19 protein-coding genes are annotated in these 23,234 nt (G+C 62.0%); 13 read left to right on the top strand and 6 right to left on the bottom strand.

Annotated features, from left to right (window positions below; genetic code table 11):
• The first annotated feature begins 26 nt into the window (after positions 1–26).
• From pepP to gcvH, 8 genes are all read left to right on the top strand, one after another.
• A complete protein-coding gene (gene pepP / locus J5M72_RS01720; RefSeq protein ID WP_169432386.1) occupies positions 27–1,361 on the top strand; it encodes a Xaa-Pro aminopeptidase in 1,335 nt (444 codons plus the stop codon).
• Entirely contained in the window at positions 1,358–2,545 is a 1,188-nt protein-coding gene (ubiH, locus tag J5M72_RS01715; protein ID WP_169432385.1) for a 2-octaprenyl-6-methoxyphenyl hydroxylase, read from the top strand. Before pepP ends, ubiH begins: the two co-directional genes overlap by 4 nt.
• Positions 2,538–3,023: a DUF4442 domain-containing protein gene (locus tag J5M72_RS01710; RefSeq protein WP_169432384.1), complete on the top strand. Its 486-nt coding sequence runs from the start codon at positions 2,538–2,540 to the stop codon at positions 3,021–3,023. The genes ubiH and J5M72_RS01710 overlap by 8 nt, the downstream gene beginning before the upstream one ends.
• A 9-nt stretch (positions 3,024–3,032) precedes the next feature.
• Positions 3,033–4,250 carry a 2-octaprenyl-3-methyl-6-methoxy-1,4-benzoquinol hydroxylase gene (locus tag J5M72_RS01705; protein ID WP_207863866.1) on the top strand — a complete coding sequence of 406 codons (1,218 nt, stop codon included), beginning with the start codon at positions 3,033–3,035 and terminating at the stop codon, positions 4,248–4,250.
• Between the two features lie 107 nt (positions 4,251–4,357).
• The gene (locus J5M72_RS01700) at positions 4,358–5,362 is read left to right on the top strand and encodes an extracellular solute-binding protein (protein ID WP_169432383.1); all 1,005 of its coding nucleotides are present in this window, start codon (positions 4,358–4,360) and stop codon (positions 5,360–5,362) included.
• Between the two features lie 95 nt (positions 5,363–5,457).
• A complete protein-coding gene (locus J5M72_RS01695; RefSeq protein WP_169432382.1) occupies positions 5,458–7,074 on the top strand; it encodes an iron ABC transporter permease in 1,617 nt (538 codons plus the stop codon).
• A 156-nt stretch (positions 7,075–7,230) separates the two neighbouring features.
• Positions 7,231–8,313 carry a glycine cleavage system aminomethyltransferase GcvT gene (gene gcvT, locus J5M72_RS01690; RefSeq protein ID WP_207863842.1) on the top strand — a complete coding sequence of 361 codons (1,083 nt, stop codon included), beginning with the start codon at positions 7,231–7,233 and terminating at the stop codon, positions 8,311–8,313.
• 48 nt (positions 8,314–8,361) lie between these two features.
• On the top strand, positions 8,362–8,745 hold the full coding sequence (gene gcvH, locus J5M72_RS01685) for a glycine cleavage system protein GcvH (RefSeq protein ID WP_169432380.1): 384 nt from the start codon (positions 8,362–8,364) through the stop codon (positions 8,743–8,745).
• Positions 8,746–8,816: 71 nt separating this feature from the next.
• Here the strand turns inward: gcvH and J5M72_RS01680 are convergent, their stop codons facing one another.
• On the bottom strand, positions 8,817–9,959 hold the full coding sequence (locus tag J5M72_RS01680; RefSeq protein WP_207863841.1) for a DegT/DnrJ/EryC1/StrS aminotransferase family protein: 1,143 nt from the start codon (positions 9,957–9,959) through the stop codon (positions 8,817–8,819).
• Positions 9,960–10,116: 157 nt separating this feature from the next.
• Here J5M72_RS01680 and gcvP point away from each other — a divergent pair, with 157 nt between their 5' ends.
• Entirely contained in the window at positions 10,117–12,990 is a 2,874-nt protein-coding gene (gene gcvP, locus J5M72_RS01675) for an aminomethyl-transferring glycine dehydrogenase (protein WP_207863840.1), read from the top strand.
• Between the two features lie 54 nt (positions 12,991–13,044).
• Here gcvP and J5M72_RS01670 read toward each other — a convergent pair whose 3' ends face one another.
• The 3 genes from J5M72_RS01670 to J5M72_RS01660 all read right to left on the bottom strand — a co-directional run bounded on the left by J5M72_RS01670 (position 13,045) and on the right by J5M72_RS01660 (position 15,645).
• Positions 13,045–13,362, bottom strand: a complete 318-nt coding sequence (locus tag J5M72_RS01670; RefSeq protein WP_007951791.1) for a DUF2388 domain-containing protein — start codon at positions 13,360–13,362, stop codon at positions 13,045–13,047.
• 69 nt (positions 13,363–13,431) lie between these two features.
• Positions 13,432–15,216, bottom strand: a complete 1,785-nt coding sequence (locus J5M72_RS01665; protein ID WP_207863839.1) for a GspE/PulE family protein — start codon at positions 15,214–15,216, stop codon at positions 13,432–13,434.
• A gap of 90 nt (positions 15,217–15,306) precedes the next feature.
• A complete protein-coding gene (locus J5M72_RS01660) occupies positions 15,307–15,645 on the bottom strand; it encodes a hypothetical protein (RefSeq protein WP_207863838.1) in 339 nt (112 codons plus the stop codon).
• A 126-nt stretch (positions 15,646–15,771) separates the two neighbouring features.
• On the opposite strand from J5M72_RS01660, the gene J5M72_RS01655 reads away from it, so the two are divergent.
• Complete coding sequence (locus J5M72_RS01655; protein ID WP_007951785.1) at positions 15,772–16,242, top strand: Lrp/AsnC family transcriptional regulator; 471 nt, start codon at positions 15,772–15,774, stop codon at positions 16,240–16,242.
• Positions 16,243–16,281: 39 nt separating this feature from the next.
• Here the strand turns inward: J5M72_RS01655 and J5M72_RS01650 are convergent, their stop codons facing one another.
• Positions 16,282–17,652 carry a CYTH domain-containing protein gene (locus tag J5M72_RS01650; RefSeq protein WP_169432375.1) on the bottom strand — a complete coding sequence of 457 codons (1,371 nt, stop codon included), beginning with the start codon at positions 17,650–17,652 and terminating at the stop codon, positions 16,282–16,284.
• 156 nt (positions 17,653–17,808) lie between these two features.
• On the opposite strand from J5M72_RS01650, the gene argE reads away from it, so the two are divergent.
• Together argE and argA are read left to right on the top strand one after the other, a co-directional pair.
• Positions 17,809–18,957 carry an acetylornithine deacetylase gene (argE, locus tag J5M72_RS01645; RefSeq protein ID WP_169432374.1) on the top strand — a complete coding sequence of 383 codons (1,149 nt, stop codon included), beginning with the start codon at positions 17,809–17,811 and terminating at the stop codon, positions 18,955–18,957.
• Positions 18,958–19,092: 135 nt separating this feature from the next.
• On the top strand, positions 19,093–20,391 hold the full coding sequence (argA, locus tag J5M72_RS01640) for an amino-acid N-acetyltransferase (protein WP_007951778.1): 1,299 nt from the start codon (positions 19,093–19,095) through the stop codon (positions 20,389–20,391).
• Between the two features lie 39 nt (positions 20,392–20,430).
• Here argA and tauA read toward each other — a convergent pair whose 3' ends face one another.
• Positions 20,431–21,420, bottom strand: coding sequence for a taurine ABC transporter substrate-binding protein (tauA, locus tag J5M72_RS01635; protein ID WP_207863865.1), 990 nt, complete (start codon positions 21,418–21,420; stop codon positions 20,431–20,433).
• Between the two features lie 365 nt (positions 21,421–21,785).
• On the opposite strand from tauA, the gene J5M72_RS01630 reads away from it, so the two are divergent.
• Positions 21,786–23,138, top strand: a complete 1,353-nt coding sequence (locus tag J5M72_RS01630; protein ID WP_169432373.1) for an OprD family porin — start codon at positions 21,786–21,788, stop codon at positions 23,136–23,138.
• Positions 23,139–23,234 lie beyond the last annotated feature (96 nt).

The raw sequence follows: 23,234 nt of genomic DNA, 5'->3' as shown, positions 1-23,234 counted from the left end.
CGCGTGCCAGGGAAAGCCATCTGCCCATGATCCATATCCCGAAAGCGGAATACGCCCGGCGCCGCAAGGCGCTGATGGCGCAGATGGAACCCAACAGCATCGCGATCCTGCCTGCCGCCGCGGTCGCCATCCGCAACCGCGATGTCGAGCATGTCTATCGTCAGGACAGCGACTTCCAGTACCTCAGCGGTTTCCCCGAGCCACAAGCGGTCATCGTCCTGATGCCCGGTCGCGAACACGGCGAATACGTGCTGTTCTGCCGTGAACGCAATGCCGAACGGGAACTCTGGGATGGCCTGCGCGCCGGCCAGGAAGGCGCGATTCGCGATTTTGGCGCCGATGACGCGTTCCCGATCACCGACATCGACGACATCCTGCCGGGCCTGATCGAAGGCCGCGACCGGGTGTATTCGGCGATGGGCAGCAACCCGGAATTCGACCGCCATTTGATGGACTGGATCAACGTGATCCGCTCCAAGGCGCACCTCGGCGCCCAGCCGCCGAACGAATTCGTTGCTTTGGATCACCTGCTGCACGACATGCGCCTGTATAAATCGGCGGCAGAAGTGAAGGTGATGCGTGAAGCGGCGCGGATTTCCGCCCAGGCCCATATCCGGGCGATGCAGGCCAGCCGTGCCGGCCTCTACGAATACAGCCTCGAAGCCGAACTGGATTACGAGTTCCGCAAGGGTGGGGCGAAAATGCCGGCCTACGGCTCGATCGTCGCTGCCGGGCGCAACAGCTGCATCCTGCATTACCAGCAGAATGACGCGTTGCTCAAGGATGGTGATCTGGTGCTGATCGACGCCGGTTGCGAAATCGACTGCTACGCCAGCGACATCACGCGGACGTGGCCGGTCAACGGCAAGTTTTCCGCTGAGCAGAAGGCGATCTACGAACTGGTATTGGCCTCGCAGGAAGCTGCATTCGCCGAAATCGCCCCGAACAAACACTGGAACCAGGCGCACGAAGCCACGGTTCGGGTGATCACCGCCGGGCTAGTGAAACTGGGGTTGTTGCAGGGTGAAGTCGACGAGTTGATTGCCTCCGAGGCCTACAAGGCGTTTTACATGCACCGCGCCGGCCACTGGCTGGGCATGGATGTGCATGACGTCGGTGAATACAAGGTCGGCGGCGAATGGCGGGTGCTGGAAGTCGGCATGGCGCTGACCGTGGAGCCGGGCATCTACATCGCCCCGGACAATCAGAACGTAGCGAAGAAATGGCGCGGCATTGGCGTGCGCATCGAGGATGACGTGGTAGTGACCAAGAGCGGTTGTGAAATTTTGACCCAAGGCGTGCCGAAAACCGTCGCCGAGATCGAAGCCCTGATGGCGCAAGCACGGACCTGCGCGGCATGAGTCGGGTCAATCTGGCAATCATCGGTGGCGGCCTGGTCGGCGCCAGTCTGGCGCTGGCCTTGCAGGCCGGGGCCAAGGCCCGTGGCTGGAAGATCGTACTGATCGAACCGTTCGCCCCCGGCGACAGCTGGCAGCCCAGCTACGACGCGCGCTCGTCGGCGCTGTCCTTCGGCTCGCGGCAGATTTATCAGCGGCTGGGCGTGTGGCAGGAAATCTCCCGCCGCGCCGAGCCGATCAAACAGATTCATGTGTCCGACCGTGGTCGTTTTTCCACCGCCCGACTGTCGGCGATGGAAGAGGGCGTACCGGCGCTCGGCTATGTAGTGGAAAACGCCTGGCTCGGCCATTGCCTGTGGCAGCACGTCGACAGGGACGTGATCAGCTGGCGCTGCCCGGCAGAAGTCACCCGCATGGAACCGCTGCCCGACGGCTATCGCCTGACCCTCAACGATGAAACCACGGTCGAATGCGATCTGGCGGTGCTCGCCGATGGCGGCCGCTCCGGACTTCGTGAGCAACTGGGTATCAATGTGCGCAAGCGCCCGTACAACCAGAGCGCGCTGATCGCCAACATCACCCCGAGCGAAGCGCACAACGGCATGGCGTTCGAGCGCTTCACCGATGAAGGCCCGATGGCGTTGCTACCGCTGCCGGAAAACCGCTGCGCGCTGGTCTGGACCCGTCTGGGGATGGACGCGCAACGGCTGGCCGACCTGAGCGAACGTGATTTCCTCAGCGAGCTGCAAGGCGTGTTCGGTTACCGTCTCGGCACTCTGAAGCAGGTCGGCGCACGACATCTGTACCCGCTGTCGCTGGTGGAGGCCGAAGAGCAGGTGCGTTCGCATCTGGCCGTCCTCGGCAACGCCGCCCACAGCCTGCACCCGATTGCCGGGCAAGGTTTCAACCTGTCCCTGCGCGATGCCGATGCGTTGGCCGCCGCACTGCTGGCCAGCGACAAACCGTTGGGGGATTTCGCCACGTTGCAGGCGTATCGCGAGCGCCAGCGCCTGGATCAGGACCTCACCGTAGGGTTCTCCGATCAGGTCACGCGCCTGTTCGGCAGCACTCAGCCACTGGTGTCGCTGGGCCGAAACATCGGTTTGCTCGGCCTCGATCTGCTGCCGCCGGCCAAGCGCTGGTTCGCCCGTCAGGCCATGGGGCTGGGGACGCGGCCGGATGCGTGAGTGGCTGATCAAACAGTTTGGCAAGGCGCGGCTGATGCGCTGGATCATGACGTTCTACCCGCCATACTTCGGCGCCGGCGTCCGGGTGAAGCACATCAGCGATGACTTTCGTGACATCCAGGTCTCGATGGGCCTGGGCTGGTACAACCGCAATTACGTCGGCACCCAGTTCGGCGGCAGTCTGTATTCGATGGTCGATCCGTTCTTCATGTTGATGCTCATGGAGAACCTCGGCTCGCGGTACATCGTCTGGGACAAGGCCGCCGACATTGATTTCATTGCGCCTGGCAAAGGCCCGGTGTTCGCCCGGTTCAACATCGACGACACCCTGCTCGACGAAATCCGTCGGCAGACCGCCAGTGGCGAGAAATACCTGCCGCAGTTGCAGGTCGACATTCATGACGGCGCCGGCAACCTGGTGGCGCGGGTCGGTAAAACCCTTTACGTGCGGCTCAAGCCGCCAGCGAGACAGGCTTAAAGCATGGAAATGCGCGCGGATGTGCTGATTGTCGGAGCCGGAATGGTCGGCAGCGCCCTGGCGCTGGCGTTGCAGAACAGCGGGCTGGAAGTCCTGCTGCTCGACGGCAGCCCGCTGAGCGTCAAACCCTTCAATGGCGATGCGCCGTTCGAGCCACGGGTGAGCGCCTTGTCGGCGGCGAGCCAGCGGATCCTCGATCGCCTCGGCGTATGGGACGGCATCGTCAACCGACGCAGCAGCCCTTACACCGACATGCATGTCTGGGACGGTAGCGGCACCGGCCAGATCCACTTTTCGGCCAGCAGCGTGCACGCCGATGTGCTCGGCCACATTGTCGAAAACCGCGTGGTCCAGGACGCCTTGCTCGACCGCCTGCACGATTGCGACCTGGGCCTGTTGGCCAACGCGCGACTGGAGCAGATGCGCCGTTCCGGTGACGACTGGCTCCTGACCCTGGCTGACGGTCGCACCTTGCGCGCACCGCTGGTGATTGCGGCGGACGGGGCCAACTCAGCCGTGCGCCGTCTGACCGGTGTCGCCACTCGCGAATGGGATTATCTGCACCACGCCATTGTCACCAGCGTGCGCAGCAGCAAGCCGCATCGCATGACCGCGTGGCAGCGTTTCACCGATCACGGGCCGCTGGCGTTTCTGCCGCTGGAGCGTGACGGGCAGCAGGACTGGTGCTCGATCGTCTGGTCGACCACGCCGGGCGAGGCCGAACGATTGATGGCGCTGGATGAAGCGGACTTCTGTCGTGAACTGGAGCGTGCCTTCGAAGGTTGCCTCGGCGATGTCATCAGCGCCGACCCGCGTCTTTGTGTGCCGCTGCGTCAGCGTCACGCCAAGCGCTACGTGGCCGAAGGCCTGGCGCTGATCGGCGATGCCGCACACACCATTCACCCGTTGGCGGGGCAGGGCGTGAACCTCGGCTTCCTCGACGCGGCGGTGCTGGCTGAAGTGTTGCTGCAAGCGCACGAACGCGGCGAACGCCTGGCGGACGTGAAAGTCCTGAGCCGCTACGAACGCCGGCGCATGCCGCATAACCTGGCGCTGATGGCCGCGATGGAAGGCTTTGAGCGGTTGTTCCAGGCTGACCCGTTGCCACTGCGCTGGTTGCGCAACACCGGACTGAAAATCGTCGAGCAGATGCCCGAGGCCAAGGCGTTGTTCGTGCGCGAAGCCTTGGGGCTGACCGGGGATCTGCCGGCACTGGCCAAGGCCTGACGAATGTTGTGCAACATCTGGTAACTCCTTGGGAAAGTGTTCGATTGAGCTGGTAAATGTGAGTCCTTATCATTTGGGCCACTTTTCCTGACCGAGAGACCGCTCCCATGTTGGCATCCAAGCGTGTTCTGACCGCACTGGCCCTGACCCTGATCGGCAGCACTGCCGCCCAGGCTGCCGATGAGGTGGTGGTCTACTCCTCGCGTATCGATGAGCTGATCAAGCCAGTGTTCGATGCCTACACCGCCAAGACCGGGGTGAAGATCAAGTTCATCACCGACAAGGAAGCGCCGCTGATGCAGCGGATCAAGGCCGAGGGCGAGAACGCCACCGCCGACCTGCTGCTGACCGTCGATGCCGGCAACCTCTGGCAGGCCGAGCAGATGGGCATTCTCCAGCCGTTCACCTCGAAAACCATCGACGCCAACATTCCCCTGCAATATCGCTCGTCCAGCCACGCCTGGACCGGCCTGAGCCTGCGCGCGCGAACCATCGCCTATTCCACCGAACGGGTGAAACCGGGCGAACTGACCACCTACGAAGCATTGGCCGACAAGAACTGGGAAGGCCGGCTGTGCCTGCGCACGGCGAAGAAGGTCTACAACCAGTCGCTGACCGCCACCATGATCGAAGTGCATGGCGCCGAGAAGACCGAGAAGATCCTCAAGGGCTGGGTCAACAACCTGTCCACCGACGTGTTCTCCGACGACGTCGCGGTGCTGGAAGCGATCAACGCCGGCCAGTGCGATGTCGGCATCGTCAACACCTACTACTACGGTCGCCTGCACAAACAGAAGCCGGAATTGCCGGTGAAACTGTTCTGGCCGAACCAGGCGGATCGCGGGGTGCACGTCAACCTGTCGGGCATCGGCCTGACCAGGCATGCGCCGCACCCGGAAGCCGCCAAGGCGCTGGTGGAGTGGATGACCACGCCTGAGGCGCAGAAGATCTTTGCCGACGTGAACCAGGAGTTCCCGGCGAATCCGGCGGTGAAGCCTTCGGAAGAAGTGGCGGCGTGGGGGCAGTTCGTGGCTGATACGCTGCCGGTCGAGGTGGCGGGCAAGCGTCAGGCTGAAGCGATCCGGATGATGGATCGGGCGGGTTGGAACTGACGCTGCGAGTCGAATCGCCGCAAGCGTGACGCACAGCGTCACACGATACGTGCCCACGTCATGCGTGGGCACAATCATTCAACGAGAGTTTTTCCTTGGCCCACCCCGCCCAACGCCGCTGGTACCCCATCGTCTTCGCCATCGCCGCGTTGGTGCTGCTCCCCCTCAGCGTCCTTCTGCTGTCGTGGCAAACCATCGACCAGCAGATCTGGTCGCACCTGTGGGAAACCCAGATGCCGCGCCTGCTGGGCAACACCCTGACGCTGGTCCTCGGCGTAGGCATCGGTGTGACACTGATCGGTGTGAGCCTCGCCTGGCTCACCAGCCTCTGCGAATTTCCCGGTCGACGCTGGCTCGACTGGGCGCTGATGCTGCCGTTCGCAATCCCGGCCTACGTGCTGGCGTTCGTCTTTGTCGGACTGCTGGACTTCGCAGGCCCCGTGCAAACCCTGCTGCGCGAATGGTTCGGCTCCGGCCTGCGTCTGCCGCGAGTGCGCTCCACGGGTGGGGTGATTCTGGTGTTGGTGCTGGTGTTTTATCCCTACGTCTACCTGCTGGCTCGCACCGCGTTCCTGGCGCAGGGCAAGGGATTGATGGAAGCTGCGCGAGTGCTCGGCCAATCACCGTGGCAAGCATTCTGGCGCGTGGCACTGCCGATGGCGCGGCCGGCCATCGGCGCCGGTGTGGCGCTGGCGCTGATGGAAACCCTGGCGGATTTCGGCGCCGTGTCGGTGTTCAACTTCGATACCTTCACCACGGCGATCTACAAGACCTGGTATGGCTTTTTCAGCCTGCCCAGCGCCGCGCAGCTGGCCAGTCTGTTGCTGCTGGTGGTGATGCTGGTGCTGTACGGCGAGCGCCGTGCCCGGGGTGCAAACCGGGCAAGTAATGAACGGCCAAGGGGCAAGGCGCTGTATCACCTGCGTGGGCCCAAGGCCTGGGCGGCAACGGGGTGGTGCGGTCTGGTGTTTGCCTGTGCGTTTGTCGTCCCGGTGCTGCAACTGGTGGTGTGGTTCTGGCAGCGCGGGCGATTCGATCTGGATGAGCGTTACGCCGGGCTGATTCTCCATACGTTGTATCTGGGCGGCATGGCAGCGTTGATCACGGTCAGCGTGGCGATGTTGCTGGCATTCGCCCGGCGTCTGGCGCCCACCCGGACGATCAACTCCGCGGTCGGGCTGGCCAACCTCGGCTACGCGTTGCCGGGCTCGGTGCTGGCGGTATCGATCATGCTGGCGTTCAGTTATCTGGATCGCGAGCTGGTGATTCCGCTGTCCGGCTGGCTCGGCGGTGCGGGCAAACCGTTGCTGCTGGGCAGTCTGGCGGCGTTGCTGATGGCTTACCTGGTGCGCTTCGTGGCGGTGGCCTACGGGCCGCTGGAAAGCAGTCTGGCGCGTATACGGCCCTCTTTGCCTGAAGCGGCACGTAGCCTGGGTGTCAGTGGGCCGCGACTGTTTTTCAAAGTGTATCTGCCGTTGTTGCTGCCCGGCACGCTCAGCGCCGCGCTGCTGGTGTTCGTCGATGTGCTCAAGGAAATGCCTGCAACCCTGCTGATGCGCCCGTTCGGCTGGGATACGCTGGCGGTGCGCATCTTCGAAATGACCAGCGAAGGCGAATGGGCGAGGGCGTCGCTGCCGGCGCTGACGTTAGTGCTGGTCGGTCTGTTGCCGGTCATCGGACTGATCCGTCGTTCGGCACACCGAAACACTTAGTAGTGAGACCTGAATCATGCGGCTACAATGCGCGGCATTCGGTGCGGTCCGTCTGACAGACCCTGTCGCTGAAATCGGCTGAAAGCCTTCTCTTGCGGGGCTTTCAAGCCGCACGGCAGCGCTCCGCACCTTCGCCACGCCCGGAAGGAGAAACCCATGGGACAGCGTACGCCTCTGTATGACCTGCATCTCGCCCTCGGCGCGAAGATGGTCGATTTTGGCGGTTGGGACATGCCACTGCATTACGGCTCGCAGGTCGAGGAGCACCACGAGGTGCGACGCGATTGCGGGGTGTTCGATGTTTCCCACATGACCGTGATCGATGTCGCCGGCCAACAGGCCAAGGCCTGGCTCCAGCATTTGCTGGCCAACGACGTCGAGCGCCTGCACAGCACCGGCCGTGCGTTGTACAGCACCATGCTCAACGAGCGTGGCGGCATCGTCGACGACATGATCGTCTATCGTCTCGAAGACGGTTACCGCCTGGTGGTCAACGCTTCGACCCGCGATCAGGACCTGGCCTGGATGCAGGCCCAACTCCCCGGCTTCGACGTGCAGCTGCAAGAGCGCACGGATCTGGCGATGCTCGCCATCCAAGGCCCCCATGCCCGGCACAAGATTGCCGAGCTGGTGACCCAGTCCCGCGCCAATCTGATCCAGATGCTCAAGCCGTTCGAAGGCCACGCCGACGGGGACTGGTTCATTGCCCGCACCGGCTACACCGGTGAGGACGGTCTGGAAATTGCCCTGCCGGCCGATCAGGCCCCCGGTTTCTTCAACGATCTGGTGGGTGCCGGCATTTCTCCCATTGGCCTCGGCGCTCGCGACACCTTGCGGGTGGAAGCGGGGATGAACCTCTACGGTCAGGACATTCATCAGGACGTTTCGCCTCTGGCCTCGAACATGGCCTGGAGCATCGCCTGGGAACCGGCCACGCGCCGATTCATCGGTCGCGATGCGCTGGAAGCGGAAAAAACCGCCGGCGTGCAGCACAAACTGGTGGGTCTGGTGCTTGAGGAACGCGGGGTTTTGCGTGCGCATCAGGTGGTTCGTATCGCTGATGTTGGCGAAGGAGAGATCACCAGTGGTAGTTTCTCTCCTACGCTTAGCAAGTCGATTGCCCTGGCGCGTGTACCGATGGCGACTGCCGATCGCGCCGAAGTGGAAATCCGTGGCAAGTGGTATCCGGTACGAGTGGTCAAACCGACCTTCGTCCGTCACGGCAAAACCTTGATCTAACCTTTTCCGGCGGGCACGACCGCTGACAACTTCTTGAGGACACCGAGCATGAGCAACATCCCAGCCGAACTGCGTTTTGCCGAAAGTCATGAATGGGCGCGCCTGGAAGCCGACGGCACTGTCACCGTGGGCATCAGCGATCACGCTCAGGAAGCGTTGGGCGATGTGGTGTTCGTTGAACTGGCTGAAGTCGGCAAGGTGTTTGCTGCCGGTGAAGCGGCGGGTGTTGTCGAGTCGGTGAAAGCCGCTTCCGACATCTACTCGCCGGTTGGCGGTGAAGTGATCGCGGTCAACGAGGAACTGGCCAACTCGCCGGAAGAACTGAACAACGATCCGTACGCCGCGTGGATCTTCAAGCTCAAGCCAAGCGACAAGGCCGAGCTGGACAAGCTGCTCGATGCAGCAGGCTACAAGGCCGCCATCGGCGAATAAGCTTCAGGCAATACCGCAAAGCCCCGATCCGTCGGGGCTTTTTTTGCGCGCAGCTTTTTATCGGGGATGGCTCAGGCGTTGCCCAGCACCGCTTTGACGGCTGCCACGGAACGCTCGACATCGTCCTTGTTCATGGTGTTGAACATCGGCAACGACACGATCAGCCGCCCCACGCGTTCGGCCACCGGCAACATCCCTTCCTTGAAACCGCGCTCACGGTACAGGCTCAGCAAGTGGATCGGCGGATAGTGATAACCGATACCGATGCCCAATTCCTGCATCTTCTCCATGAACGTGGCCCGCGCCGGCCAGCCGTCCTTGCGTTCCGGCAGCACCAGTTGGAACAGATGCCAGTTGCTGTTGGTGAAGTCGGCAGGTGGCAGTTGCGCGCCGTACTTGGCCTCGAAGTCGTCGCCAAAGCATTTGAAGTAGTGGCGAGCCAGTTCCTGACGATGGGCCGTCAAAGCTTCGATGTGGGCGAACTGGCCGAGGCCGATGGTCGCTGCGACGTCGGTCATGTTGAATTTGCCGCCCAGTACATCGACGTCCAGACCGTCGAACCCGTTGCGGGTGACGCCCTGCAAACGGTACTTCTCCGCCAGGCGCGCTTCCTCGGGCGTGTTCAGCACCAGGCAGCCACCCTCGGAGCAGGTCACGTTCTTGTTGGCCTGAAAGCTGAACGATACGAAGTCGCCGGTGGCGCCGATGCGCTGCCCGTTCCAGCTCGAACCAAGGGCCTGGGCGGCGTCTTCGACGATGCGCAGGTTGTGCTTTTCAGCGATGGCGTACAGGCGCTCCATGTCCACCGGCAGCCCGGCGAGAAAGACCGGAATGACAGCTTTGGTGCGCGGGGTGATGGCCGCCTCCAGCCGGTCCAGATCGATGTTGCGGGTGACCGGATCGATGTCGGCGAACACCGGCGTGGCACCCACTTCAAGAATCACGTTGGCCGTGGCCACCCAGGAAATCGGCGTGGTGATCACTTCGTCCCCCGGCCCGATGCCGGCGATGCGCAAGGCGATTTCCATGGTGCAGGTGCCGGAGTTGAAGGTGCGTACCGGACGGCCGCCAAAATACTCCGACAATTGTGCTTCGAAGGCCTGGACCTTTGGCCCGCTGGTGATCCAGCCGGAGCGCAGGACATCGCCGACGGCGGCAATGGTGGCTTCATCGATGACAGGTTTGGAAAACGGCAGAAACGGCTGTTGGCTCATGAGGACTCGATCATCCGCTGGTTGGACCCTTGTTGCAGGTGCCACAGCATGCCCCGTCCGGCCACCTGCCGCCAAGCCGTCTGCGTCGGTTTCCGCTGCTATGCTGGTTTGACCGTGTTGCATTGACGCCGAGCCGCCAGCCAAGAGAGAGCCCGTCATGTCCCAGTTGCCATCCTTGAGCCAGTTACGCGACCCCCATGCCTTCCTGCGCCGTCACCTTGGCCCCGATGCCGCCGAACAACAGGCCATGCTCGACAGCCTGGGCCTGGGCAGCCGGATCGAACTGATCGAACAGACCGTACCGCCTGCGATCCGCCTCAACCGGGAACTGGACTTGCCGCCGGCACTGGACGAGCAGGCCGCGCTGGCGAAACTGCGCGGGTACGCCGAACAGAATCAGGTCTGGACCAGCCTGATCGGCATGGGTTACCACGGCACCCTCACGCCGACGGTCATTCTGCGCAATGTGCTGGAAAATCCCGGCTGGTACACCGCTTACACCCCGTATCAACCGGAAATTGCCCAAGGCCGGCTCGAAGCGTTGCTCAACTTCCAGCAACTGACCATCGACCTGACCGGTCTGGAGCTGGCGAACGCGTCGCTGCTTGATGAGGCCACTGCCGCCGCCGAGGCCATGGCGCTGGCCAAACGTGTGGCGAAGTCGAAGAGCAATCTGTTTTTCATCGACGAAAACTGTCATCCGCAAACCATTTCCGTGGTGCAGACCCGCGCCGAAGGCTTCGGTTTCGAGTTGATCGTCGACACTGTGGATAACTTGAAACAGCACCAGGTGTTCGGCGCACTGCTGCAATACCCCGACACCCACGGCGAGGTCCGGGACCTGCGTCCGTTGATCGACCATCTGCATGCGCAGCAGGCGCTGGCCTGTGTCGCGGCCGATCTGCTGAGTCTGTTGTTGCTGACCCCGCCGGGCGAGTTGGGTGCGGACGTGGTGTTCGGCTCATCCCAGCGTTTCGGCGTACCGATGGGGTATGGCGGGCCGCATGCGGCGTTTTTCGCCAGCCGCGAAGAATACAAACGGGCGATTCCCGGGCGCATCATCGGTGTCTCGAAAGATGCTCGCGGCAACGTCGCGCTGCGCATGGCCCTGCAGACCCGCGAGCAGCACATCCGCCGGGAGAAGGCCAATTCGAACATCTGCACCGCTCAAGTGCTGCTGGCCAATATCGCCAGTTTCTATGCCGTGTACCACGGGCCGCAAGGGCTGAAACGCATTGCCCAGCGAATCCATCGGCTGACCTGCATTCTCGCTGCCGGCCTCGAGCGCCATGGCATCAAGCGCCTCAACGAACACTTCTTCGACACCCTCACGCTGGACGTGGGCGGAGCGCAAACCGCGATCATCGAAAGCGCCCAGGCTGCGCAGATCAACCTGCGCATTCTCGGTCGCGGCCACCTGGGCCTGAGCCTCGACGAGACCTGCAATGAAAACACCGTGGCCAAACTGTTCGATGTGCTGCTGGGCGCCGATCATGGGTTGAGCATCGATGAGCTCGACGCTGAAACGCTGGCCTGCGGCATTCCCGACACGCTGCAACGCAGCACGCCGTACCTGCGCCACCCGGTTTTCAATGCCCACCACAGCGAAACCGAGATGCTGCGCTACCTCAAGCAGCTGGAGAACAAGGATCTGGCACTCAACCAGTCGATGATCCCGCTCGGCTCCTGCACCATGAAACTCAATGCCACCAGCGAAATGATCCCGATCACCTGGCCGCAGTTCGCCAACCTGCACCCGTTCGTGCCCCGGGAGCAGGCCGTCGGTTACACACTGATGATCGAGGAACTGGAGCGCTGGCTGTGCGCGATCACCGGGTTCGACGCGATCTGCATGCAGCCCAATTCCGGCGCTCAGGGCGAATACGCCGGGTTGTTGGCGATCCGCAAATATCACGAAAGCCGTCAGCAGGGCGGGCGCGATGTCTGCCTGATCCCTTCCTCGGCCCACGGCACCAACCCGGCCTCGGCGCAAATGGCCGGGATGCGCGTGGTGATCGTCGAGTGCGACGAGGCCGGTAACGTCGATCTGGAGGATTTGAAGACCAAGGCTGCCGAGGCCGGGGACAAGTTGTCGTGCCTGATGGCGACGTATCCGTCGACTCACGGCGTGTACGAGGAGGGCATCAGCGAAATCTGCGAAGTTATCCACAAGCACGGCGGTCAGGTTTACATGGACGGCGCCAACCTCAATGCCCAGGTCGGCCTGGCCCGGCCGGCGGACATTGGCGCCGACGTGTCACACATGAACCTGCACAAGACCTTCTGCATTCCTCACGGCGGAGGCGGGCCGGGCATGGGGCCTATTGGCGTGCGCGCGCATCTGGCGCCGTTCGTCGCCAATCATCCGGTGGTGCCGATCGACGGGCCGCAGCCGCAGAACGGTGCCGTGAGTGCCGCGCCCTGGGGCAGTGCGAGCATTTTGCCGATCAGCTGGATGTATATTGCGATGATGGGGCCGCAACTGGCGGACGCCAGCGAAGTGGCGATTCTCGCGGCCAATTACCTGGCGCAGCACTTGTCCGGCGCCTTTGCGGTGCTCTACACCGGTCGCAATGATCGGGTCGCCCACGAGTGCATTCTGGATCTGCGGCCGCTGAAAGCGCAGACCGGCATCAGTGAGGAAGACATCGCCAAGCGCCTGATGGATTACGGCTTCCACGCGCCGACCATGTCGTTCCCGGTACCGGGGACGCTGATGGTCGAGCCGACCGAGAGTGAGTCCAAGGCTGAGCTGGACCGTTTCATCGGTGCCATGTTGAGTATTCGCGCGGAAATCACCGAAGTGCAGAACGGCAACTGGCCGGCCGAGGACAATCCGCTCAAGCGTGCACCGCATACGCTGGCCGATGTCACTGGTGTCTGGGAACGGCCCTACAGCATTGAGCAGGGCATTACGCCGGATGCGCATACCAGAGCGCACAAGTACTGGCCGGCGGTAAACCGGGTGGACAACGTCTACGGCGACCGCAACCTTTTCTGCGCGTGTGTGCCGGTAGACGAATACCGCTGATCGGCGGGCAAAAAAATGCCGCTCATGTGAGCGGCATTTTTGTGGGCGACAGGTTTATTCCGACGCCACGGCGTTCTTCGCCAGAATCGCGTTCGCCAGTTCCATGTCCGTTGCCTGCAGGCCCGGGTTGTCGGCGCGGACTTTCTGCATGGCAGCTTCCAGATAGGGGCCACGGATGCCGCCATCGCTGGCGACGAAGCTGCCGGCGTCGTCCTGGGCGGCGACGATCAGCTTGTGATCCTTGAAGGTCAGGTACGTCGAGCCGGTGGTGGCGCCGGATGAAATGACGTTACGCCAAAAGCTGTCAGCCATTGCCGAACCGACGGGCAGAGACAGCAGGGCAAGGGTGGCGACAGCAAGTTTGAGACGCATGAGGGTTGACTCCACTGGTGTTGAATAACGGCTTGGATCGCCATTTCGGCGATCCGGTTCCGTAAAGGACTATTTCTGCTCACTCTGCGGTGTCACCCGCAGCACCTCCTCGATGGTCGTCAGCCCCGCCGCGACTTTCTGCGCGCCGGACAATCGCAGGCTGCGCATGCCTTCCTTGAAAGCCTGGCGCCGGAGCGCGGTCAAATCGGTGTCGGGGCTGATCAGCCCTTTGAGGCTGTCGGTCAGTTGCATGATTTCGTAGACCCCGGCGCGACCGTGATAACCGGTGTCGCGGCATTCCAGGCAACCGATGGCCCGTTGTGCGTTGCCCGGCAGTGGTGCCTGCCACGGCCGGGTCAGGGTTTGCCAGTCTTCTTCGCCGATGGGCAGCGGCGCCTTGCAGTGCGGGCATAACGTGCGCACCAGACGCTGAGCCATGACCCCGAGCACCGTGGCCTTGATCAGGTAATGCGGCACGCCGAGTTCCAGCAGGCGGCTGATGGCGCTGGGTGCGTCGTTGGTGTGCAGGGTCGATAGCACCAGGTGCCCGGTCAACGCAGCCTGGATGGCCATTTCGGCGGTCTCCAGGTCGCGGATCTCGCCGATCATGATGATGTCCGGGTCCTGCCGCATCAGTGCCCGTACCCCGGCGGCAAAGGTCAGGTCGATGTTGTGCTGCACCTGCATCTGGTTGAAGGCCGGCTCGACCATCTCGATCGGGTCTTCGATGGTGCAGAGGTTGATTTCCGGGGTCGCCAGCTTTTTCAGGGTGGTGTAGAGCGTGGTGGTCTTGCCCGAACCGGTCGGCCCGGTCACCAGAATGATGCCGTTGGGCTGGCGGGTCATGTCCTGCCAGCGGCGCAGGTCGTCGGCGGAAAACCCCAGCTGATCGAAATCCTTGAGCAGCACTTCCGGGTCGAAGATCCGCATCACCATTTTTTCGCCGAACGCGGTGGGCAGGGTCGACAACCGCAACTCGACTTCGCCGCCGTCCGGTGTCTTGGTCTTGACCCGGCCGTCCTGGGGTTTGCGCTTCTCGGCGACATTCATTCTGCCGAGGCTTTTCAGGCGACTGACGATGGCCATCGTCACCTGTGGCGGGAACTGATAAACGTTGTGCAGCACACCGTCGATGCGAAAACGCACCGTGCCTTGCTCGCGCCGCGGCTCGATGTGGATATCGCTGGCGCGCTGCTGGAAGGCGTACTGGAACAGCCAGTCGACGATGTTGACGATGTGCGCGTCGTTGGCGTCCGGCTCCTGATCGCTGGCGCCAAGGTTGAGCAGTTGTTCGAAGTTGCCGAGGTTGCTGCCCGGCTGGTCGGCGTTGCTGGCGCCGCTGACCGATTTGGCGAGGCGAAAGAACTCGACGCTGAAACGCTGAATGTCCGCCGGGTTGGCCACCACCCGTTTGACCGGCAGTTTCAGCACGTGGGTCAGGTCGGCTTCCCAGCCATTGACGTAGGGCTGGGCGCTGGCCACGGTCACCGCGTCGCGGTCGACCGACACCGCAAGGATCTTGTGGCGCTGGGCAAAGGCATAGGACATCAGCGGCGTGATGGCGGCGACGTTGATCTTCAGCGGATCGATGCGCAGGTATGGCTGGCCGGCCTGCTGCGCCAGCCACAGGGTCAGGCTTTCGAGGTCCAGGTGTCTGCCCGGACGGCTGAGGTCCTCCAGTTGCTGGCTGGCGATGAATTCAAGCGGGTGAACCTGCCCGAGGGTCGCCTGGCGGCGGCGCGCATTCAGCGCCTGCTCGGCCGAGTCCTGGCTGATGAAGCCCTGGGCGACCAGTTCACGCAATACATCATTGAGATCCAGCCAGCGGTCCTGAGTGGCGAGTTGAACGGACATGCGGGCTCCTTTTGAACGACAGTCCGCAAAGGATAGTCGTGGCCCCGCCTACCGTTGGGCCACTACCCGACAAAGGCGTTTCCGGTTTTGTCAGCCTGTTGCCTGAGCCGGCGCACCCCACGCCGCGTCGGGGTTTTGCAGGTTGACCGAGCAGACACTGATCAGGTTACGAAGTTTTTCCGCGATCACCCGGGCGCGATGCCCGCTCAGGCCGCCCATGACGATGTCGATCGACAGCAGATCGTCCAGACGCTGGACACTGACCTGCTCCGGGGTGAGGAACTGCAAGGCGAACAGGTTCAGCACACGTACCAACAGATCCGGCTCGGCCTCGGCCAGTATCTGGTACTGCGCGTGGCAGTGGGCGTTGCTGGCGTTCCACACATCGGCACGGGGCGCTGGGGTGTTGACGGCTTCGAGGTGTGGCATGGCAGGTCTCCGGAATCAGTGGAGGAATTTTTACATCCGATGCCGGGCATTTCTTGTCTAAGATGAGCTGGTCAGGCGATTGATAAGGAAGATCAATTCGCCATTGTCCGATTTTGAGGATTATTTATGCACAGCGAGCTGGACAGCTACGACCGGCGTATTCTCGCCCTGCTGCAAGAGGACGCTTCCCTGTCCAGCGCACAGATCGCCGAACAGGTGGGTCTGTCGCAGTCGCCGTGCTGGCGGCGGATTCAACGGATGAAGGAGGAGGGGATCATTCGTGGTCAGGTGACCTTGCTCGATCGCAAGAAAATCGGCCTGAACACGCAGATCTTCGCCGAAATCAAACTCAACGCCCACGGCCGTTCGAACTTCACCGAATTCACCGAGGCGATTCGCGGTTTCCCCGAAGTGCTGGAGTGTTACGTATTGATGGGGGCGGTGGACTTTCTGTTGCGGATTGTCGCGGCGGACATCGAGGCGTATGAGCGCTTCTTCTTCGAGAAGCTGTCGCTGGTGCCGGGGATTCAGGAGGTGAACTCGATCGTGGCGCTGTCGGAGATCAAGTCGACGACTAGCCTGCCGGTCCTGCGCTGATGATCGTTCCCATGAGCGGGAACGATCATCATCCGGAGATTACATGCGCAGCAGCATTTTCCAGGCGCGATTCTGGTAAACCGCAATCGCCTGATGTTTGCGTGCATCGAGCAGTTCATCGGTGATGGTCGGCTCGTTGGCCAGTTGCGCCAGTTTGTTCAGTTCGCCGTACAGGCGATCCATTTCCGGGATCTCCAGCACGCTGCGCGCGTGGTGCAGCCAGACCTGGATGCGTTCGATGCGTGGCAGTTGCTCGGCCAGATCTTCCGGTTGCTGCTGATAACGCTGCAGTTGCAGCGAAGTGGCTTCTTCGCCCAGCAGGCGCGGCAGCCAGCTGCTCAATTGCGCAGCGCCCTGGCGGTTGCCACGGGTGTTGCGATCAGCCGCCCAGGTGCGGGCCAGCAACCAGCGCGAAGCGTTCAGCGAGAACAGGCCCCAGCGCGGATCTTCCAGTTCTTCGAGGAACTGCTCCGGTGCGGCTTTACGCACATCTTCGTCTTCAAGGCCGACTTGTACCAGCGGACGCCAGTCTTCCAGCAGGGCGTCCAGCGCAACGCGCAGGTCGTGGGTCGACTGACGCGGCGCGGCCTGGCCGAGGCTGCTGAGCAGGGCGCGCATTTCCGCGAGGTTCTCGACCCAGTCCTGCAGCAGGCGCCAGTGGCCGTTGAAACGATACTGTTCGGCCAGACGCTGGCTGCTGCCGAGCAAGTGCCAGCTCAGGGCAGCGAAAGCGTCGTCCAGCGGGGTTTCGGCGGTGATGGCCGGTGCCGGCAGGCTCAGCGAGTAGCTGTTGGCGTCGTACAGGCGATAGCCGCGCTCGGCCTTGCTGATGTCGCACGGCATCAGGGCCAGGGTTTCGGCCAGTTCGGCGGCCAGTTCCAGCAGCGCGGCAGGTTCGCCTTCGCGCAGTTCCAGTTCCAGCTCGCAGATTTCTTCTTTCTGCTTGCCGACCACTACGTGGCCCAGGTCCAGAGCGGCCTCGATGACCACTTTGGTCTTGCCACGGCCCCAGGCGATTTCGGCGCGCTCGCGGACGAAGTCGGTGGTGAAGATCGGCTTCAGGGTTTTCTTGTCCAGCTCGGCGAGGGACTCGGGCCAGCATTCGCCGTCGAGTTTCTTCACGTCGAGTTTGGCTTTGGGCAGGTGCCAGTCGTATTCGTTACGCTCGGACAGACCGGCAACGCTCTGGCCACGGGTCTTGAGGGTCTGGATCACTTCTTCGCCGTCCTTGCGCAGGCGCAGGGCAACCTTGGCCCGGGCCAGGTCACGCTCGGGCGTGTCGAAGTACTGATTCATCAACTCACGGCGTTCCCAGCCACTTTTGTTGCGTTTTTTCAGGAGAGGGTGCTCGCGCAGGGCGGCGAGGGTTTCGCGGCTGACGCGGAGTTTGATTTCGGTTTCTTTCTGCATGGCCGGAAAATCCAGGATCGGGAGCGCAGCCGGGGGAATGTGTGGCTGCCAAGGTCGTGCAGTGTACAGGACTGAACCTTCCTACGCCTTGCGGCGGTTTATTCTCGGCGCCGGATGGTTCTATGATGGACTTCAATCCGGGAGTTGGAGTCAGCGATGCCTTTGCCATCCATGCAAGACCAGTTCGCTGCACTGATCGCCGCGCCGTCGGTCAGTTGCACCCAGCCGAACCTGGATCAATCCAACCGGGCGGTGATCGATCTGCTCGCCGGATGGCTGGGAGATCTGGGCTTCAGTTGCGACATCCAGCAGGTCAGCCCCGGCAAGTTCAACCTGCTCGCCAGTTTCGGCAGCGGTCCCGGCGGGCTGGTGCTGGCCGGGCACAGCGACACGGTGCCGTACGACGATGCGCTGTGGAAAACCGATCCGCTGAAACTCACCGAAGTCGACGGCCGCTGGGTCGGCCTCGGCAGTTGCGACATGAAGGGTTTTTTCGCCCTGATCATCGAGGCCGTGCAGCCGCTGCTCGACCAGCCGTTCAGGCAACCGCTGCTGATTCTCGCCACCTGCGATGAAGAAAGCTCGATGTCCGGCGCCCGGGCGCTGGCCGAGGCCGGGCGTCCAATCGGGCGCGCGGCGGTGATCGGCGAGCCGACCGGGCTCAAGCCGATCCGCATGCACAAGGGCATCATGATGGAGCGCATCGATATCCTCGGGCAGAGCGGCCATTCGTCGGATCCGCGTCTGGGGCACAGCGCTCTCGAGGCGATGCACGATGCCATGGGTGAACTGCGCGGCCTGCGCCTGCTGTGGCAGCGCGAATTCAACAATCCGCAGTTCAGCGTGCCGCAGCCGACCATGAACTTCGGCTGCATCCATGGTGGCGACAACCCCAACCGCATCTGTGGCCAGTGTTCGCTGGAGTTCGATCTGCGGCCGTTGCCGGGAATGGACCCGAAAGTGCTGCGGGCCGAGATCCTGCGCAAGCTCAACCCGGTCGCTGAACGGCATCAGGTGAAGATAGATTACGCGCCGCTGTTCCCCGAAGTGCCGCCGTTCGAGCAGGCAGAAGACGCGGAGCTGGTGCGAATTGCCGAAAAACTCACCGGCCACGCGGCCGAAGCGGTAGCGTTCGGCACCGAAGCGCCTTATCTTCAGCGCCTTGGCTGTGAAACCATTGTGCTCGGCCCTGGTGATATTGCCTGTGCGCATCAGCCGGACGAGTACCTTGAAATGTCACGTTTGCAGCCTACCGTGCATCTATTGCGGCAGTTGATCGAACATTACTGTCTCAAAGCTGTATAAATTGCCGTCCTGCCAACCCGTATTCATGAGGAGAGCGCGCGTGTCGCCAAGCCTGTTCCGACGATAACCATCAGCCCGCTGTGCGTTTTCCGTTTCGCCCCTTTTCCGGCTGCTATTTATTACAGGCCCAGGTTCATGCCCGAATACGTCAATTGGCTTCGCCACGCGTCTCCTTATATCAATGCCCACCGCGACTGCACCTTCGTCGTCATGCTGCCCGGCGACGGCGTGGAGCATCCGAACTTCGGCAACATCGTCCATGACATCGTGCTGCTGCACAGTCTCGGCGTGCGACTGGTGCTGGTCCATGGCTCCCGTCCGCAGATCGAAACCCGCCTCGCCGCCCGTGGCCTGACCCCGCATTACCACCACGGCATGCGCATCACCGATGCCGCAACCCTTGAGTGCGTGATCGACGCGGTCGGCCAGTTGCGCATCGCCATCGAAGCGCGGCTGTCGATGGACATGGCTTCGTCGCCGATGCAGGGCTCGCGCCTGCGGGTAGCCAGTGGCAACCTGGTGACCGCACGGCCGATCGGCGTACTGGAAGGTGTCGACTATCACCACACCGGCGAAGTGCGCCGGGTCGACCGCAAGGGTATCAACCGTCTGCTCGACGAGCGCTCCATCGTGCTGCTCTCGCCGCTGGGTTACTCGCCGACCGGTGAAATCTTCAACCTCGCCTGTGAAGACGTCGCCACCCGCGCCGCCATCGATTTGGGCGCCGACAAACTGCTGCTGTTCGGCGCCGACCTCGGTCTGATCGACGAAAACGGCAAACTGGTGCGCGAGCTGCGTCCGCAACAGGTGCCGGCGCATTTGCAGCGTCTGGGCAGCAACTATCAGGCGGAATTGCTGGATGCCGCCGCCGAAGCCTGCCGTGGCGGTGTGGCGCGCAGCCATATCGTCAGTTATGCCGAGGACGGCGCGCTGCTGACCGAACTGTTCACCCGCGACGGTGGCGGTACGCTGGTGGCCCAGGAGCAGTTCGAACTGGTGCGCGAGGCGGCGATTGAAGACGTCGGCGGTTTGCTTGACCTGATCAGTCCGCTGGAAGAGCAGGGCATTCTGGTGCGTCGTTCCCGCGAAGTGCTGGAGCGTGAGATCGAGCAGTTCAGTGTGGTCGAGCGTGAAGGGATGATCATCGCCTGTGCAGCGCTGTATCAGATTGCCGATTCGGATGCCGGCGAGCTGGCGTGCCTGGCGGTGAATCCTGAATACCGCCATGGCGGTCGTGGCGACGAATTGCTCGAGCGCATCGAGACCCGTGCCCGGGCGCAGGGTTTGAAGACTCTGTTCGTCCTCACCACCCGCACTGCCCACTGGTTCCGCGAGCGCGGTTTCGAGCCGAGCAGCGTCGAGCGCCTGCCGGCGGCTCGGGCTTCTCTGTACAACTATCAGCGCAATTCGAAGATTTTCGAAAAGTCTCTGTGATGAGCGATTGCCCCCACACGACAGGTGGGGGCAAATCCTTTACTCCGCGACAAACTTCGCACTGACATAAGGCGAGTAGTCAGGCAAAACGCTTTCGACCTTGCCCTGTTCCTTCAAAAATTTCGCCGTCTCACCAATCGCCTTCGCCGTGCCGCCATCCAGCAGCGCCGCACTCTGTTGTGCCTTGGCGTCCGGGAATGCCGAACCCGCGAGCAGTTCCGGGACATCCACGGCGTTGGCACCGGTCAGTTTGGCGATTTTCTGCACCGGTACCGAGTCGGCGGTCCAGCTGTCTTTATGGGCGGCATAGTCGGCGAACGAGTCCAGGGTCACCTTGGCGAACCTGGCCACGACCTCAGGATGTTTCTCGGCAAAGTCCTTGCGTGCCACCCAGACTTCGAAGGTCGGTGCGCCCCACTGGCCGACCTGGGCGGCATCGGTCAGGGTCTTGCCGGTCTTGCGGATTTCGCCCAGCGCCGGCGACCAGACGAAGGCGCCATCAATGTCGCCGCGCTTCCACGCAGCCGCGATTTCTGCGGGTTGCAGGTTCACCACTTTGACTTTCGAGGTGTCCAGGCCCCAGTGCTTGAGTGCGCCGAGCAGGCTGTAGTGGGAGGTGGAGACGAACGGGGTGGCGATGGTCTTGCCGATCAGGTCTTCGGGCTTGTTGATACCACTGCCGTTGCGCACCACCAACGCTTCGGCGGCATTGATCTGCGCCGAGACGATGAAGGCAACGATCGGCAGATTGCGTGAGGCGGCGGCTGCCAGCGGACTGGAGCCGAGGTTGCCGATCTGCACATCGCCGGAAGCGATGGCTGTCACTACTTCCGGGCCGCTATTGAAACGGCGCCAGTCGATTTTTTCGCCTATGGTCTGCTCGTAAACGCCGTCGGCCTGGGGGACTTTGCTTGGATCGATGCCGGTCTGATAGCCGACAGTGAGACTGGAAGCATGGACAGAAAAAGAAATCAGAGCTGACACACAAACTGTAACAAATTGACTGGATAGTGCCCGTTTGGCCATGATGGCGTCGCCTTTTCGATAGGGTTTGACGAATCGGGGTTTCGCCAAAGCTAAACGATCTAAAAAAAGGCCAATAAATACCATTTAGGAATGAGCTTAGTCGCCGATACACTGTATCCCGGCACAGTTGGCCACTATTTCGTCATATTCCTGAATGTTATGAAAAAGGATGAATAAATTCTTTTTGGGTTTATCTGGAAATCTTTACCCTGCAGGGACCAAATAACTGCGATTAGACCTTGGTCGTAGACACACAAGGTTACGATTGACTTGTCAGTCACGGTCTGGTGCTAATCGCGCATCTTAGGATCCAGGGGCGTCAGACTCCGGACCAGGAACACAAGAATTAGAAACGAGAGGAGCGATACATGAACAAGTCCACCTTGGCCCTGGCCGTGGCCGTAGGGGTTATTGCGCAGCAGGCAGGCGCAGCCGGTTTCATCGAAGACAGCAAGGCCACATTGGGGCTGCGTAACTTCTACATCAACACCGACAACCGCGACAGCGCTGCCAAAACTGCCTCTGGCGTGCAGAGCAAGAACGAAGAGTGGGGCCAAGGCTTCGATCTGCGTTTCATCTCCGGTTACACCCAAGGCACCGTAGGCTTCGGTATCGACGCCATCGGCCTGCTGGGCGTGCGTCTGGATTCGGGCGGTGGTACCAACGGTGCAACCTCGACGTCCTACGGTGGCACTGTGTTCCCGAGCAAGTCCAACGGCGAAGCTGTTGATAACTTCTCGAGCCTGGGCCTGACCGCCAAGGCCAAGATCTCCCAGACCGAACTGAAGCTGGGTACGCTGCAGCCGAAGAACCCGGTTATCGTGACCAACGACGGTCGTCTGCTGCCACAAACCTGGCAGGGCGGTCAGATCACTTCCGGCGAGATCAAGGACCTGTCCCTGGTCGCAGGTCAAATCGAAGCTGTGAAAGGTCGTAACTCCAGCAACAACGAGAACCTGTCCATTGGCGGTGCGAACGCTCGCGTAGCCAACAGCAACAAGTTCTACTACGCCGGTGGTGACTACAAGATCACCAAGGACCTGACTGCCCAGTACTACTACGGCAACCTGGAAGACTTCTACAAGCAACACTTCCTGGGTCTGGTTCACAACTGGGCAATCGGCCCGGGCGTGCTGAAGTCTGACTTCCGTTACTTCCACAGCAGCGACGATGGCGCCAACCACAACACCGCGGCCTACTTTGGCAACGGTAACTATGTCGGCAACGTCAGCGGCAAAGGCCCGATCGACAACAACCTGTACAGCGGCCTGTTCCTGTACACCGTTGAAGGTCACACCTTCGGTGGCGGCTATCAGGTTTCCAACGGCAGCTCCGACTTCCCTTGGCTGAACCAGGGCGACGGTTCGTCGAACTACACCATCACCGACATGCAGATCCAGAAGTTCGGTCGTGCCGGCGAGAAAACCTGGCAAGCTCGCTACTCGTATGACTTCGCCAAAGTCGGCCTGCCAGGCCTGACTGCCGGTATGGTCTACCTGCGTGGCAGCGACATCGACACCGTGGGTTCCAACCGTCGTGAGAACGGCAATGGCAACTCCGAGTGGGAACGCGACCTGACCATCGGTTACGTGATTCCGGAAGGCCCAGCCAAGAACCTGGGTTTCATGTGGAAAAACGCTACCTGGCGCAACGACATTCCTGGTCAGCGTGACCAGGACGAAAACCGCCTGATCGTCAGCTACTCGATCCCGCTGCTGTAATAGCGCGCTCCTGCACTGATGTAAAAAGCCCGAAGTAAAAAAGCCCCGTCCGGCATCGCGCCGGACGGGGCTTTTGCGTTTTCGGGTCCGGCCCAC

The organism is Pseudomonas sp. 58(2021), from assembly GCF_017491585.1.
GTDB lineage: Bacteria > Pseudomonadota > Gammaproteobacteria > Pseudomonadales > Pseudomonadaceae > Aquipseudomonas > Aquipseudomonas fluorescens_BT.
This window is presented reverse-complemented; position numbering and strand designations above follow the sequence as displayed.

What these genes read in the sequence shown, in the direction of transcription:
- J5M72_RS01670 (WP_007951791.1), bottom strand. Translation starts at nt 13,362, where the DNA reads ATGCGTCTCAAACTTGCTGTCGCCACCCTTGCCCTGCTGTCTCTGCCC.
- J5M72_RS01705 (WP_207863866.1), top strand. Translation starts at nt 3,033, where the DNA reads ATGCGCGCGGATGTGCTGATTGTCGGAGCCGGAATGGTCGGCAGCGCC.
- gcvH (WP_169432380.1), top strand. Translation starts at nt 8,362, where the DNA reads ATGAGCAACATCCCAGCCGAACTGCGTTTTGCCGAAAGTCATGAATGG.
- J5M72_RS01710 (WP_169432384.1), top strand. Translation starts at nt 2,538, where the DNA reads ATGCGTGAGTGGCTGATCAAACAGTTTGGCAAGGCGCGGCTGATGCGC.
- argA (WP_007951778.1), top strand. Translation starts at nt 19,093, where the DNA reads ATGCCCGAATACGTCAATTGGCTTCGCCACGCGTCTCCTTATATCAAT.
- gcvP (WP_207863840.1), top strand. Translation starts at nt 10,117, where the DNA reads ATGTCCCAGTTGCCATCCTTGAGCCAGTTACGCGACCCCCATGCCTTC.
- J5M72_RS01700 (WP_169432383.1), top strand. Translation starts at nt 4,358, where the DNA reads ATGTTGGCATCCAAGCGTGTTCTGACCGCACTGGCCCTGACCCTGATC.
- ubiH (WP_169432385.1), top strand. Translation starts at nt 1,358, where the DNA reads ATGAGTCGGGTCAATCTGGCAATCATCGGTGGCGGCCTGGTCGGCGCC.
- pepP (WP_169432386.1), top strand. Translation starts at nt 27, where the DNA reads ATGATCCATATCCCGAAAGCGGAATACGCCCGGCGCCGCAAGGCGCTG.
- J5M72_RS01650 (WP_169432375.1), bottom strand. Translation starts at nt 17,652, where the DNA reads ATGCAGAAAGAAACCGAAATCAAACTCCGCGTCAGCCGCGAAACCCTC.
- J5M72_RS01665 (WP_207863839.1), bottom strand. Translation starts at nt 15,216, where the DNA reads ATGTCCGTTCAACTCGCCACTCAGGACCGCTGGCTGGATCTCAATGAT.
- J5M72_RS01660 (WP_207863838.1), bottom strand. Translation starts at nt 15,645, where the DNA reads ATGCCACACCTCGAAGCCGTCAACACCCCAGCGCCCCGTGCCGATGTG.
- argE (WP_169432374.1), top strand. Translation starts at nt 17,809, where the DNA reads ATGCCTTTGCCATCCATGCAAGACCAGTTCGCTGCACTGATCGCCGCG.
- J5M72_RS01655 (WP_007951785.1), top strand. Translation starts at nt 15,772, where the DNA reads ATGCACAGCGAGCTGGACAGCTACGACCGGCGTATTCTCGCCCTGCTG.
- gcvT (WP_207863842.1), top strand. Translation starts at nt 7,231, where the DNA reads ATGGGACAGCGTACGCCTCTGTATGACCTGCATCTCGCCCTCGGCGCG.
- J5M72_RS01630 (WP_169432373.1), top strand. Translation starts at nt 21,786, where the DNA reads ATGAACAAGTCCACCTTGGCCCTGGCCGTGGCCGTAGGGGTTATTGCG.
- J5M72_RS01680 (WP_207863841.1), bottom strand. Translation starts at nt 9,959, where the DNA reads ATGAGCCAACAGCCGTTTCTGCCGTTTTCCAAACCTGTCATCGATGAA.